Below are 13,701 nucleotides of genomic sequence, written 5' to 3'. Positions count from 1 at the left end.
GTCTCGAGCGATCATCTTCAGAAGTGCTCTTCGACGAGTTCTTCGCTCTTCGCCCAGAGTGCCTCAGCATTCTTTGGATCGACCGCGTAGCCGCGCACACCTTCGTTCATGAGACCAAGAACCGCATCATCCCGAACGACATCGCTAACATGGCAGTTCTCACAATACCGACCGCCGATCTCATCAACTGCAGCGACAACTCCAGCCCATACCGAGGTCGCTGCCCCCTGCGGGATTGTCTTGAACTTGAAAGGCTCCTTACCCTCTGCCGCTGCCTGCTGATTGATTTGCTCGACCATGGCTTGAAGTTGACTCGGGTCCATATGACGAGCTAGCTCAGTCTGGATGCCTCCAGGATGAACCGCAGCTGCGCGCACTCCACGCTCCCGATGACGCTGATCAAAAGCGACTGCAAAGAGAATGTTTGCTGTCTTCGACCGGCCATAGGAGACGAAGGGATCGTATGGTGTGTGCTCAAAGTTTGGATCTTCAAAATCGACATTCGAGAAACGGTGCCCTGCAGAAGAAAGATTGATCAATCGCCCGCCTGCCCGAAAGAGCGGCGCAATCCGATTGACAAAGACGAAGTGACCGAGATGGTTGGTTCCGAACTGCGTCTCAAAGCCGTCCGCAGTATGGCCAAATGGAGTCGCCATGACACCAGCGTTGGCGATGACCACATCGAAGAGATCCCCCTTTGCCAGCAACCCATCAGCGGAGGCTCGCACACTCGCAAGACTCGCGAGATCAAGCTCGACAAGTTTGAAGCTACCGCCATGTGCAGCCGCTTCCTTACTCACTTCAGCCGTTGCGCTCTCTGCTTTTTTCAAATCGCGCGCGGCACCCACAACTTGGGCTCCGTGCGCAGCCAGGGAGCGCGCAGTTTCCACGCCCAATCCTGCCGAAACGCCGGTTACAAGGATCCGTTTGCTATGAAGATCTAATCCGGAAAGAACATCTTCCGTCGTTGACGTCGCACCAAAAATATCTTTCATTTTCTTCCCCCGAGCTTGCCAAAACTGCTTCCAGCTGCAACGTCGTTGCGCGTTGATTGACGATGATCTCGCCTTCCGATAAAGCGGAGACAATCTCCGTAAATAAATACTAAACGGAGATAGTCTCCACTTACAAGTGGCCTCACCCATGGAACGCCAGAACTTCACAAACAATCACAAGAAAGCCCTCGTGCGTATGCTCAACGCCATCGCGAATGCATTCTCGAGGCCCCGAGAAGGCGTACACCAATCCGGTGCAGACATCAGCCTCGATGAACCCGCGAAGAGCGTCGGAATTGGAATCTGGAACCGTGTACCGGACTTCCCTATGCGTGACGCGCTTTTGGAAGCCGTCTACCGCACCGAGGCCGAAAGACTGGCTGCGGCCGAGGCAGATTTCTCAAGCAGGATGCCCCCATAGAGGCGCGCTTGGATGCTCCTGTTATTGGACTACATGCCGCCTCAGCCATTTATCTCGTGGCAAGTTCCGGCGTGTACGAGGGGTAGTCACTATAACCGCGTGCCTCGAACGTGTAAAAGGTGTCCCGATCATACTCTGCGAGGGGCAGACCCTCCTCAATTCGCCTCGGCAAATCTGGGTTGGAGATGAAGTGACGCCCGAACGCTACAGCGTCGGCAATGTCCTCCTTGATAGCCTCTTCAGCAGAGTCAGGCTCAAACCCGCCAGCTGCGACTAGCTTGCCTTTGAAGATCTCCCTCAGTTGTTCTGCAGCAACGGGCCCCTGATTCTCGTAAATCAGCATATTGCCTCTTACGCGCGGTTCAATGACATGCAGGTAAGCAAGACCAAACGCATTTAACTGCTCGGCAACGTAGGAAAATAGAGGCTCCGGGTTGCTGTCATGCATGGCGTTGAACGTGCCTCCGGGCCCGACACGGACAGCGACTCGGTCGCCACCCCAGACGGAAACAAGCGCGTCTACCGCTTCAAGCAGAAGGCGGGAGCGGTTTTCGATCGAGCCGCCGTACTGATCGGTACGCGTGTTGCTGCCATCCTGGAGGAATTGGTCGATAAGATAGCCATTCGCCCCGTGCAATTCCACCCCATCGAAACCCGCTTGTTTGGCGCGCTCTGCCGCCTTGCGGTAGTCCTCCACAATTGCGGCGATCTCCGGGACCGTCAGTGCACGATGAGGCGACGGCTGGATCCAGCCACTGGGCGTGGAAGTAAGGCGAGCCGGATCCTCCCAGTACGAAGGATTGACAGAGGCGCTGACCGGGGTTTCCCCACCCGTCATTGAAACGTGCGAGGAACGGCCGGTGTGCCAGAGTTGGGCGAACATGACGCCGCCTTTGGCATGAACAGCGTCGACAATAGCCTTCCAGCCTTGCACCTGCTCGCTCGTATAGAGGCCAGGGGCACCAAACCACCCACGACTGGTAAGGGAGATATTGGTAGCTTCGCCGATGATGAGGCCACCATCGGATGCCCGTTGCGAATAGTATTTGGCCATCAAATCCCCGGGGACCGAGTTCGGCTGGACCGAGCGAGAACGCGTCAAGGGGGCCATTATGATCCTGTGCTTTAGTTTTATCGCCCCGAATTCTACGGGAGTAAAGAGAGCTGATTTCGTTGTGGTCTTCATTTGCAGTGCCCTTCTCTAAGTCGTATCTATAGTATTTTTCTGGATTTCAAGCCATCGTCGCCGGTGCGAAACAAAATAGGCACGTACGCTTATCAGACCGGAAAGAGCGTTTACATCTTCTCTAAACGGCAATTCATCGATTTACATGTCACACGCCTATATGCGCAAACTCTCGTCGCGCGAACTCCTGTCGACACAAGACCTGTTTCACTAGAAGGTCTTGTGCCGCAGGCACCCTGCTTGAGTCTGCTCGTTGATTACGCGTTTGTGCCGCCGTCGACCGTCAGATTCGCCCCAGTAATGTACGAGGACTCAGGCCCGGCGACGAATGCAACGAGAGCAGCGACTTCGTCGACATGCCCGTACCGGCCGAGCGCCGTGGCAGCCTTCTGAGACACCGCCCAATCGCCACCAGCTGGATTCAGCTCCGTATCGATCGGCCCTGGCTGAACGTTGTTGACCGTTATGCCCCGAGCACCAATCTCCCTGGCCAAACCCTGCGCAAACATCTTCACGGCGCCCTTCGTTGCCGAATATGCAACAAGTCCCGGTGCGATGACGCGCTCACCGACACATGAACCGATCATAATGATGCGACTGCCGCTCTTCATATGCTTCAGCGCCTCTTGTGTCGCGACCAGCACGCCACGGACGTTGAGATTGAGGACATGCTCCATCTCTTCCAGCGGCGTCTCCTCAAATGGCTTCGGAATAGCCGTGCCAGCGTTGTTCACAAGCACATCCAATTGACCATAGGTCGCAACGGTCTTATCAACAGCGGCCTTCACCGCTGCAGCATCGCCACCGTCGGCCTTGATCGATATCGCCTTTCCACCTTTGAGTTCAATCGCTTTGACTACTTCGCCAGCCGAAGTGGCGTCCTTCGCGTAAGTAATGGCCACGCTCGCTCCATCTGCCGCAAGACGTTTCGCAATCGCTGCGCCAATACCTCGGGAACCGCCCGTAACGAGTGCTACTTTATTGGTCAAGTTCGACATAAAATCTCCTTTATTGGCAACTCTATACTTCTCTAAAAAACGTCCCAAGATCACATTGGGCCTATTGAGAGACTTCCTACTTTCTTTACGATACGATACATATCGTATCGTTTATCAGAGATAAGATACTCTACGTATCATTAAAGATTCAGGAAATTGTTGGGCTTTCACCTGTACCAGATGGAAGCAGAAAAAAGGGCACCAAATGACGAATAGGGCGACTATTGGCCGGCCTCGAAGCCCCAAAATTCATCAGGCAGTTCTGAAGGCTGCGGCGGACCTTGTACTTGCTCACGGCTTTCGGGCGCTTACGATGGACGCTATTGCCTGCGCTGCCGGTGTAGGCCGCATGACCGTCTATCGCCGCTGGCCCAACAAGGCCGCAATCGTTATGGACGCCTTCGTGTCGAAAGTAGATCCCGGCACCCTGTTCGTACCTGCCAAAACTTATAAAGACAGCATTCGCCTGCAGATGCGTACTATGGCAAAGGCGTTCCGCGGTAAAGACGGGGCGCTCATCCGAGCACTCCTCGCGGAGGCCCAGTTCGATCCCGAGCTTGCCGTAGCGTTCCGCGAAAGATGGACGATGCCCAGGCGCATAATGGCCATCGCTTATTTTCAGCAAGGAATCCGGGATGGGTTTCTGCGATCGGATGTGGACCCTAACGCGATGATCGATGTGCTCTACGCTCCCCTCTATTACCGCTTGCAGATGGGTACAGGTCCATTGACCGATGCTTACATCGACGAAATCTTTGAACATGCCATGAAAGGTCTTCAGAAAATATTGGTCAACAACAGCTGAACATCTTCTTCAGCTGTGTTTAGCCCCGTTGTAGCAGCGGCTTATGGCTGCTACAACGGCTGCACCGCCAAAAATCATATTGCGGCGGGATAAACGGCTCGATCCTTCATCGGAGTTAGTGGAAACACCTGACTCCGCATCATTCGTTTGCGTTGGTAGGTTCATAGCGATCTCCTCCGTCGCGCGCTGGCCGTAAAGCTGAGCGTTCGCAGATTCCTTTCCTAGCCTTCTCGAAGCGACCGATACTACGCGTACTTCAGCTGGATTCCATCCCAGCTGAAGCAGCGGCTAACAAGACGAGCGTCGCCGCTTACACAACGTAGGCAATTCCAGTTAAGATCCCTAACTTTGCAATCGTAGTGAATTGCGCATTGGCCGTGAGCGAGGCTACCCGCACTTCTCCACCGAGTTCTGTCGTAAACGCACGCTGATTGGCGTGATCGATAGCCAGCCCAATGCCTTCCTGCAATCCAGTTGCGAGTACCTCGTGGTTTTCCAGCTGCTTGGTACCGATACGCGCACGGTTTAGAGAGTTGCCGCCATCGAGGTTGCCTCGGTCAGTCCAGTAGAGAAGGTTGTTCTTAGTGTCGAGTTCGAGATCGATCGGCTCAGGCAGGTGATCGATCAGCAACTCGATATCCGTGCGGTTCTCGGGCTGCTGACCCGCCGGAATTTCAAGCCCGGTTCGGAAGATGCGCCCCTTGCCGCCATCCGGTGGCCCTTTTTGCGTCCAGTAGATATAGCGATTGACCGGATCAATGGCAATGCCGACGCAGTGACGCATAACGTCGTTCGAATCGACAGGAAACACACCGTTGCGGACGAGAACAGTCACGTTCGAACCGTCGAGGTTTGAGCGCATCACGCGCATGCCCTCACGATCGCACCAATACAAGAGTCCCGCGTCGAAGTCAGCGGTTACCTGCTTAGGCGTCACGGTGAGACCATGGCCAACCAACATACGTCGATTAGCACCGTCTAGCCCGATGCACTCGATCGAACCGTCAGCCTGAAAGAACTCACCTTCACTTGGACCGATCGCAGGCCCCATGTTTGTCCAGTACAACGTCTTTGTTTTTTTGTCGATGGCGATACCGTCAACATTGCCGAGCAGATTCCCAAGCAAGGTGCGACGATTGCCACCATCGGGATCCATCTCGATGATTTCGCCACCTGGCCGGTACTGCAGAATGTAGAGTTTCCCTGAATTCACTTCTTGTCCTCGCTTCCGTCAAAGTGCAATTGATCCCCGCTTAACTCAGATAGCTCGGTTTTCAGAAACCCCAACGATTCGGTTCCGTAACCGCCGTCCAAGCTGGCTATTGTCAAATCCGAACTGTTGACAGTCCGAAATAGTACTCAACACTCAAATCAATCCCTCTACTCAGGTCGTGCTCGATCCTCACGGAACGGTCACGGTTCGATAAGACCAGAGACCTGGCCGCGGCAGTGCGACTCTTTCTGCCAGAGAGTAGCAATCACATCGTGCCGAAACAATCACATGTTCCTGTAAGTTGCCACCCTTCCATCTTGTCGCTAAGCGCGGAATGCCAACACTATGGTCGACATGGGATAGGGCAGCTGTTTTCTTGGTTGCCTTGAACCACACCTAACTGCTAATCCATTCCATCAGCTCAAGACATGCTTGACATAAACATGTAATAGATCATGAACGCCAAGTGACATATTGTCTTCTTCATATAGTCGAGGATGTCTCGCTCTTAGAGCTACGTTGAACTCGTCGGATCTCGAGCCGAAAAGAACCCGCAACGCATCCAGCGGTCGACCCAAAATGCCACCCCCGCGTTAATTATTCCTTTGAAGCGAATCAGCCAACGCCACGCGCAATGTGGATTGGAAGTAGGGCGGACGTTATGAACACGGGTCCCCGGAAACTAAGACATTTCGGCGCACCGCTACTGATCATGCTCTTGGCAGCATCGCTCGGCTGGTTTGTCCAAGCGATCGGAGTAGTTGCTGTTGTCTTCATCGTGGTTCTTGTCAAGCGTTTCGGTAGATTCGAGGCGCAGCTAGCCGCGAGTACCTTTACAGTTGTGTCAGCTCTCCTTGCACCCGCACCTCACTCTCAGTTCAAAGTCGATAGAGGCTTCCTGGAGACTGCCCTGTGCGTCGCTTGTGTTTGGGTCGTCATTGTTATTGCAAATAACCGCGACAGTGCCGAAAAGGTCATTCGCCGAAGCAAGAGAGAGCTGCGCGAGGTAATGGACACCATTCCGGCAATGGTGTGGATCGCGCTACCGGACGGCTCGAATCTATCTATGAACAGGCGTTGGACCGAGTATGCGGGTCTCTCCCCGACCGGCTTGGGCTGGCAGGCCGCAGTTCACCCCGACGACCTTGAACGGCATATTGAGGCTTTTCGCAAGTGCTCGGCAGCAGGCGTGCCCTTTGAGGATGAGGTACGGTTCCGGCGCTCCGACGGGGAATTCCGCTGGTTTGTTGTTGCTGCCGAGCCGTTCCGGGATGAGCACGGACGGATTGTGAAGTGGTACGGCATTGGCACCGACATCGAAGATCGCAAACGGGTTGAGCAAGAGCTGCGTGCGGCGGAACATGAGGCGCGAGAACTGCTGGAACGAGTGCCTGCAATGATCTCTCTTCGAACTGCGACGGGTATTACCTACACAAATCAACCTATTCACAACTACATCGGCGTCGAACATCAAGAATTACAAGGTGGGGGTTGGCAGAAATATCTCCATCCTGAGGATCAAGAACGCGCGTTGGCAAATCAGGCACGTTCAACGGAAGAAATGGAAACCATGGATCACCTGTATCGGCTCCGTGGAGCGGATGGGGTGTATCGCTGGTTCCGTACGATCGCAGAACCATATCCAAGCGTGGATGGGAAGTCCTGTTGCTGGTATGGTGTCACAACAGACATCGATGAGCTCTACAGCTCAAGAGAGTTACTCAGGGAGAGAGAGTTGCAACTGAGTCTTTTTACCGAGAATCTCCCCGCGGTCCTGTTCAAGGCCGCGCCAGACGGGTCGATCGTCTACATCAATCAAAAAGGGATCGAATACGGCGGGAGAACACTTGAGGATCTGCAGCAGAAGGGTTGGATCGATCTGATCCACCCAGATGATATTGAGGAAACTACAAAGCATTGGAATCGAATGCTCACTGAAGGCCTTGGATATGACACTGTCCATCGCTTCATGGGCGCTGACGGGCAATACCGATGGTTTCACACTAGCGTTGCCGCTTGCCTCGATGACACCGGAAAGACGATAGCGTTTCATGGAATAATGCTCGATACGAGTGCCCAGAAGGCTGCGGAATACGCTGTTCAACAGTCTGAGCATCAGATGCAGAGAATGATGGACACGGTTCCCTCGAGCTTGTATTCGACGGCACCTGATGGGAAGTATACGTTCGTCAACAAGAAGGCACGTGACTACCTTGGAATGACCCTAGATCAGATCAAGGGCTGGGGATGGGTTGAAGCTACTCACTCTGAGGAGCAGGAATACGTCGTCAAAGAATTCAAGAAGGCTCTTGGGACCGGCAGTTCCTACAGCAACGAACATCGGATCCGACGAGCAGACGGGATTTATCATTGGCATCTTAGTCGCGCAGAGCCCCTGCGAGACGAAGACGGGCAGATCGTACAGTGGTTTGGGGTCGCCATCGATATCGACGAGCGAAAGCGAGCCGAGGATCATTTACGGGAAACACGCGTCAAGCTGGCGCGAGCATCGCGTATCGCCACCGTCGCTGAATTGTCCGCATCTATCGCGCACGAATTAAACCAGCCTCTCACTGCTGTGATCGCAAACGCTCAGGCTGCACGGCGCTGGCTATTGAACAGTCCGACGAATTTTAGTGAAGCAATGACTTCCATAGAACGAGTGCTGCGCGACGGCCGTGTTGCCGACGAGAGGATGCAGCACATTCGGGCGTTGTTCAAACAGCAACCGCTCAGGAAGAAGCACGCGTGGCCGTCACAGATCATCCGCGAAGCGATACGATTTGTTCATGAAGACCCGAAGAGAGATGAAATTCTCATTGATGTACAAATTGCGGGTCATCTTCCGCCAATCTTAGTTGAACAAATTCAAATTCAGGAAGTATTGATCAACCTTATCTCGAACGGAATCGAGGCGATGGAAAGCAACGCCCGGACGCCTCATCTCATGATCAGGGCCGCTTTCGTCAACGAAAGCGAGCTTCTAATTGAAGTTATAGACAATGGACCAGGCCTGAAAGATACTCAGAGTATTTTTGATGCCTTTGCAACTACCAAAGAAAAAGGAATGGGGATAGGTCTAGCCATTTCCCGGTCTATTATTGAAGCGCACGATGGACAATTATGGGCTGAGAACAATCCGGACTATGGAGCCAAGTTCAGCGTTAAGCTTCCCTGCGGCGCGCGATCAGTACCCCACCGGCATTTGAACGCCGAGATATCCTTGGCGCAGCGATAGCAGCCGTCGTTGCTGCTGCGTAGCCGATCTCTACGAAGAGTTCGCACTGCAGCATCCAGAAAACTCGCTTCTCGCGGGCTCCTGCTACGGTTTAGCCCAAGCAGAAATTTCACACAGAAAGTGGCCCATTTTGTGTTGGAAATTACCTATGGTCGATTTGTAGTGACTGATCTGCAAGTTCGGTTGGGAAACGCAGGTAAGTCTCGGGCTCCTAGTTCCTTCGATATGGCAGCCAGTTGAAGTTGTTTCTTTTTAAGGCCGTGAGCCCTGAATGAGAATCGCTACAAAACGTCGCGCCTTTTCGGGCCAATCCTCTGTGCTGCCTGCGCTGGCAATTCCATAAATGGCACGCAGCATATCCATTGGATCGACGTCGGGCCGAAGATCTCTGGTAGCAACGGCGCGGCTCGCCAGCGCATTCGCTGCGTCTTCCATGAGACGGTTCGTCTGCTGAAAAACCCGAGAAGGACCGCCGGTCATTGCGTTCAACGCCGAGGCAATGATTTTTTTGGCAATAATGTAGTCAATAAAGACCAGCAGCCACGCCTGCAGAGCTTCGACCGGAGGCAACTCGGCGGAGAACTTTTTCTGGGCTTTTGCCAGCTTCTCGACCTCACTGATATAGACAGCAGCCAGTAGGTCATCGCGCGTAGGAAAGTGACGATAGAGCGTCCCCGGGCCAATCTTAGAGCGCTTGGCGATCTCGTCCATGCTTACCTCCACACCGCGGCGAGTAAAAAGCTGTTTCGCGACTTCGAGAATCCGCTCACGGTTGCGCTGCGCATCGGCTCGGGGTTTGCGGACGGTTTTTTGTGGTGTTGAAGTTTTCATAGACTCCTGAATCCGAGAGAATTTTCCCGTAATCTACCGCTGCATAACGGAGACTAACTCCGTTTTATTCCGAGCCGAGGCTCTTGTCAAAGATTCGTGATCAGAGAGTACAGCATGGCCCTGAGATACAAGAAGATCATCATTTACGCAAGCGAACGTACGGCGATTGCAAGATTTGCTGAACGCGATAAATCTTTTTGTCCATTGGCATCGGAAGGATGGCACAATCCAAGACGCGCCGATTGATCCTTTGGGGTACGTGTTTGAGGTCCCCGCCAGCTAGAGTTATTTGGCATCCCGAAAACATTACTTCATATTTGATTGAAGCAGACTAGCGTTCACGAAAGAAGAGAAGCACAGACGTAGCAACGGAACATTTCCAAGGTGGACTGCGCAAGCCATCGCGACAAGTTCATCACGTGTTTTAAGTGTTTTTTTGGCATAGTACCGTGCGCTAAAAGAAGTCGATTGCACGCAATCGACTCATTGGAGGATCGTCCTATGAACCAACCGCACGGAGTTCGCAAGAAGCCGCCAGCGCGAGCATCTGACTCTTCGAACCACAAACTTTTAGTCAGCCGTCACGAAGCGGTGGCTGTAAAATCGGATTTGACATTTTTGCAGTCCGACGCACTAGTCACTGGACGGATTGTGGCGCGCGGCATCATGAACAGCCCGAGGGCACTGGAATTGGTGGATTCTCTGCTATGTCGGCAGCAACCGACGCCGGGAAAAAGTTGGTCTTAAATCCGACGCCATCAAGCTCTATCAGTCGAGGAAAGCTCATACTCTCGCAGGGCCCGAATTGCCCGAACTCCGCCAAGCAAATCCAGGTCCTTCGTCGGTCGATGGGTTTCCCCGGTCCACAGCGTAAAGAGCGTTGCGCCTTGAGCACAAAGCGATCTCTGTAGGACGAAATCCCCAGCCTATAAAGGATTCTTTCAATGGCGAACCTGCCGAGCACTCTCTGATAATCCTCGCCCTTTTCGCGGGAGAGGGAGAGGAGCTTGGCTCGGATGGATGCCGCCGGATTCTTGTTGGGCTCTCGCGTCATATGGCCTCCATGTATGGGCGAATGACATTGCTGACGCGGCAAATTTTAGCGTAGCGGTAGATATCATTGATGCTCGCCTTCCTCTGAGAAAGGCAATCTCTGAGAGCCTCGATTGCGATATCAAGACCAATCTTGTTGCGAAACTTAAAACAGTCGGCGACGGTCTTTGCAGCGGAGTAAACACGGACAGAAACGCCCTCGACACGATGGGTCTCAATGCCTTCTGTAAGGGATGGCCCGGACAGCCGAGCAATCCTGAGCGAAGGAGACTCCAGCGCGGGTGTTCTGGCTCCCTTCCCCAGGGCAATCCATATCGAAGAGGGGTTCTGGGTCGTGATCTCGTGGAACGCGAGCGCCGTCAGAAGGCAAAGAACAGCTCCTGGAAATCGCTTCGTCACCTCAGCATAGGAATGTCTCTCGGTGATGGCCGCGTCGGGTAGTGTGTAGACGCCGCGACCAGTTCGGCTGAGTTTGCCTCGCCGATGCAGACGCAGAAGATATTCGCGGAATGCCCAGCGCTTCAAGATCGCGGGGTCTGACGATCCCGTGCTTGCCAACATAGCGCATTGTCTTCGTCATGTTGTTTGTCATGGTCGTTTGTCTTAAAACGTCATTAGTTGATTATAAAGGATGACGTATTGCAACACTTCTAAGTTTCAAGCCCAATCCAGGCTGTTCTACCATCTGCTGAACCGGCTGAGGATCAAGACTCTTCGCGATAGTCATATCCTCGAGAGCAACAGACTTTGACACGTCACGGCTCAACTCTTGGCCCAGCGTTGCCGCGTCGTTCGTATACATACATCTGTACGTCGTACTGCGCGCGCGAGACGGAGACGTAGGCCATGCGGCTATTCAACAGCTCGCCGTGTGCCTGGTTGGAGTCAACGTGAATGAGCACACGGTCGGCGGTCTGGCCCTGGCTGCTATGGCTGGTCACGGCATAGCCGTAGTCGAGATGCGGATGCTGTCGCGCATTGAACTCGACCTCACGACCCGAGTCCATCTTCAGTTTGAGGTTGCCGCCTCCGTCGATCTGCTCCACCGTGCCCAGCTCACGATTGGCTAACTTTTGCTCGTGATATGGCGCGGTCAACTGCACCCGGTCGCCAACTGCAAACGTGCGTTCGGTGTCGGTAGACCGTCACGCCCTGCAACCGGCGCGGGTCATAGCTCAACTCCTCGCCGCTTTTCCGCGTCACCGTGACGATGTTGTTCTCCGGCTCGGTACGGGCCACACGCGCATATTCCCCGGCCTCGATTCCCAGCGGCTTCGACCCTTTCGAGTAGCGGATCACGTCGCCCCGCTCGTAGTTCTGCGCGTATTGCCGGTCGGCTCCAGTGATGTCCAGTCGTGCGTAGAGCACATGCACTCGGTGCTCGTCGCCTTTCACCTGGCCTGCGTCCTGCATCGCGCGATGTATGCTGCCGTCGATCTCGCGGCGGCTTTCGTTGTCGGGTGAGACGACCAACGTGTTCTCCGGCGAACGCACATACTCGCGGGCGATCTCCGCGATACGCTCCTGCCGGTCGCCGATCTCATGCACCCGGCCCTGCTGATTCAGATTGCCGATGGCGTCGCGTACTTCACCACGCGCAAGCTGCTCGACAACCTCCTTCAATGCCGGGTCTTTTTGCCGGATGATCTCGTCAAGACGAGCCGTGCGAAGCCCCGCCTCCTGCAACTGCGCGTATGGTCTTCCGGCTTCGACGGCCTCATGCTGCCGCGTGTCGCCGACGAACAACACACGGTCATTTTCCCTTAGCCGCTCGACAAACGTGTTCATCTGCTTGGTGCTTGCCATGCTCGATTCGTCGATTACATAGAGCCGTTTCTGGCCGTCGTCGGGCCTGTCACCACGCGCGAGATGATGCTGCAACGTGTGCGTTTCTATGCCCGCCTCGCCGAGTTTCTGCGCGGCTCTCGATGTCGGCGCAAGCCCTTCGACCTTGCAGCCCGCGCTCACAGCGGCCTCACGAACGGCGGCTAAAGAAGTTGTCTTCCCGGCTCCAGCCACGCCCTCCAACGCTGTCATCTGGTCGCGGCTTGTCAGCACCGTGTCAACGGCGCTCCGCTGGCTCAAGCTCAGATGCGGATGCTGCTCCATCGTCTGCTGCCGCACGTTGCCGTGCACCAATACCTCGCGGTTGCCCTGGCTCAACTTCATCCGGTCAATAAACTCGCGCTCGTAGCCTTGCATCTCGAGAGTTGTGAACGTGCGCCCAGCCGCGCCTTCTCGATGTGACACCTCGATCAGTTCCGACGCCTCAACCCGCCGCCCGAACTCGGCGCGTATCTCTGGCAATCGGGCCTCGCCCATCGTGTGCTTAAGAGCGTCGCGCATCAAAGAACGCTCGTCGGTCACGGCCTCCCGCTCCATGCCGCGCTCTCCCGCGTAGCTCATGCCGTTGGCTGCGGCGGTCAATGATCCCTCCGGGATAGCTCGACAACCGGGCGCTGTGAGGATCTTAGAACAATCCGCTGCGGCTGATCTCCGTGTGCGGTTGCCATCGCCTGATGCTGGGCTCGTACCTCATCGTGTGAGAGATTCTGTTTGTTGCCGCGCGTGTGGTGCGCTGCTATCTCCGCAGCTTCAGGGCCGGTGCGACCATGCTCCACAAGATGATCTTTGATTTGCTGCCGCCGCGGACTCGAAGCCTCCATGTACTCGCGCGAGTAGCCCTTAATCTCCGGCTGGCCGTGTTCCCCGCGCTCGATCTCGTAGCCCATTCCCTGCAAACGCGCCGCCAACTCCGACCGGTAGACCGCCGTCGCGTACTGTTGCGTCTTGTAGAGTTCCTGCGGCTGTAACGCCCGTGTGTCGCCGTCCGCCGTTTCGGTGATATTGAAGACAACGGCATGGGTATGAAGTTGCGGCGCGGCATAGCCTTCGACAGGTCGGCTGCTGTCATGTTCGAACTTAGCGACAGCCATGCACCCGTCGTCTGTGCCGGGATGT

General features: G+C 54.9%; 12 protein-coding genes. 3 read left to right on the top strand and 9 right to left on the bottom strand.

Annotated elements, in window-relative coordinates; translation table 11 throughout:
* Positions 1 to 17: 17 nt before the first annotated feature.
* On the bottom strand, positions 18 to 995 hold the full coding sequence (locus tag RBB82_RS16860) for an SDR family NAD(P)-dependent oxidoreductase (RefSeq protein ID WP_433971912.1): 978 nt from the start codon (positions 993 to 995) through the stop codon (positions 18 to 20).
* A 148-nt stretch (positions 996 to 1,143) separates the two neighbouring features.
* Here RBB82_RS16860 and RBB82_RS16855 point away from each other — a divergent pair, with 148 nt between their 5' ends.
* Positions 1,144 to 1,416, top strand: a complete 273-nt coding sequence (locus tag RBB82_RS16855; RefSeq protein ID WP_433971911.1) for a hypothetical protein — start codon at positions 1,144 to 1,146, stop codon at positions 1,414 to 1,416.
* 49 nt (positions 1,417 to 1,465) lie between these two features.
* On the opposite strand, the gene RBB82_RS16850 is transcribed toward RBB82_RS16855, so the two are convergent.
* Both RBB82_RS16850 and RBB82_RS16845 read right to left on the bottom strand, forming a co-directional pair.
* Positions 1,466 to 2,602 (bottom strand): alkene reductase, encoded by a 1,137-nt coding sequence (locus RBB82_RS16850; protein ID WP_433971910.1) that lies wholly within the window; start codon positions 2,600 to 2,602, stop codon positions 1,466 to 1,468.
* 257 nt (positions 2,603 to 2,859) lie between these two features.
* Positions 2,860 to 3,600, bottom strand: coding sequence for an SDR family NAD(P)-dependent oxidoreductase (locus tag RBB82_RS16845; RefSeq protein ID WP_433971909.1), 741 nt, complete (start codon positions 3,598 to 3,600; stop codon positions 2,860 to 2,862).
* A 205-nt stretch (positions 3,601 to 3,805) separates the two neighbouring features.
* On the opposite strand from RBB82_RS16845, the gene RBB82_RS16840 reads away from it, so the two are divergent.
* Positions 3,806 to 4,405 (top strand): TetR/AcrR family transcriptional regulator, encoded by a 600-nt coding sequence (locus RBB82_RS16840; protein ID WP_433971908.1) that lies wholly within the window; start codon positions 3,806 to 3,808, stop codon positions 4,403 to 4,405.
* A 310-nt stretch (positions 4,406 to 4,715) separates the two neighbouring features.
* Here the strand turns inward: RBB82_RS16840 and RBB82_RS16835 are convergent, their stop codons facing one another.
* On the bottom strand, positions 4,716 to 5,618 hold the full coding sequence (locus RBB82_RS16835; protein WP_433971907.1) for a 3-hydroxyacyl-CoA dehydrogenase: 903 nt from the start codon (positions 5,616 to 5,618) through the stop codon (positions 4,716 to 4,718).
* A gap of 661 nt (positions 5,619 to 6,279) precedes the next feature.
* On the opposite strand from RBB82_RS16835, the gene RBB82_RS16830 reads away from it, so the two are divergent.
* Complete coding sequence (locus RBB82_RS16830; RefSeq protein WP_433971906.1) at positions 6,280 to 8,856, top strand: PAS domain-containing protein; 2,577 nt, start codon at positions 6,280 to 6,282, stop codon at positions 8,854 to 8,856.
* Between the two features lie 252 nt (positions 8,857 to 9,108).
* On the opposite strand, the gene RBB82_RS16825 is transcribed toward RBB82_RS16830, so the two are convergent.
* The 5 genes from RBB82_RS16825 to mobF form a co-directional block, all read right to left on the bottom strand.
* Positions 9,109 to 9,687: a TetR/AcrR family transcriptional regulator gene (locus RBB82_RS16825; protein ID WP_433971905.1), complete on the bottom strand. Its 579-nt coding sequence runs from the start codon at positions 9,685 to 9,687 to the stop codon at positions 9,109 to 9,111.
* A 1,050-nt stretch (positions 9,688 to 10,737) separates the two neighbouring features.
* Entirely contained in the window at positions 10,738 to 11,301 is a 564-nt protein-coding gene (locus RBB82_RS16820) for a type IV toxin-antitoxin system AbiEi family antitoxin domain-containing protein (RefSeq protein ID WP_433971904.1), read from the bottom strand.
* A 194-nt stretch (positions 11,302 to 11,495) separates the two neighbouring features.
* Complete coding sequence (locus RBB82_RS16815) at positions 11,496 to 11,843, bottom strand: ATP-binding domain-containing protein (RefSeq protein WP_433971903.1); 348 nt, start codon at positions 11,841 to 11,843, stop codon at positions 11,496 to 11,498.
* Positions 11,797 to 13,167, bottom strand: a complete 1,371-nt coding sequence (locus RBB82_RS16810; protein WP_433971902.1) for an AAA family ATPase — start codon at positions 13,165 to 13,167, stop codon at positions 11,797 to 11,799. The genes RBB82_RS16815 and RBB82_RS16810 overlap by 47 nt, the downstream gene beginning before the upstream one ends.
* Positions 13,164 to 13,676 carry a MobF family relaxase gene (gene mobF, locus RBB82_RS16805; protein WP_433971901.1) on the bottom strand — a complete coding sequence of 171 codons (513 nt, stop codon included), beginning with the start codon at positions 13,674 to 13,676 and terminating at the stop codon, positions 13,164 to 13,166. The genes RBB82_RS16810 and mobF overlap by 4 nt, the downstream gene beginning before the upstream one ends.
* Positions 13,677 to 13,701: the final 25 nt, after the last annotated feature.

This window comes from Tunturiibacter lichenicola, from assembly GCF_051013355.1.
GTDB classification, from domain to species: domain Bacteria; phylum Acidobacteriota; class Terriglobia; order Terriglobales; family Acidobacteriaceae; genus Edaphobacter; species Edaphobacter lichenicola_F.
The sequence above is the reverse complement of the archived record's forward strand: the minus strand, read 5'-3'. Positions and strand labels throughout refer to the sequence as shown.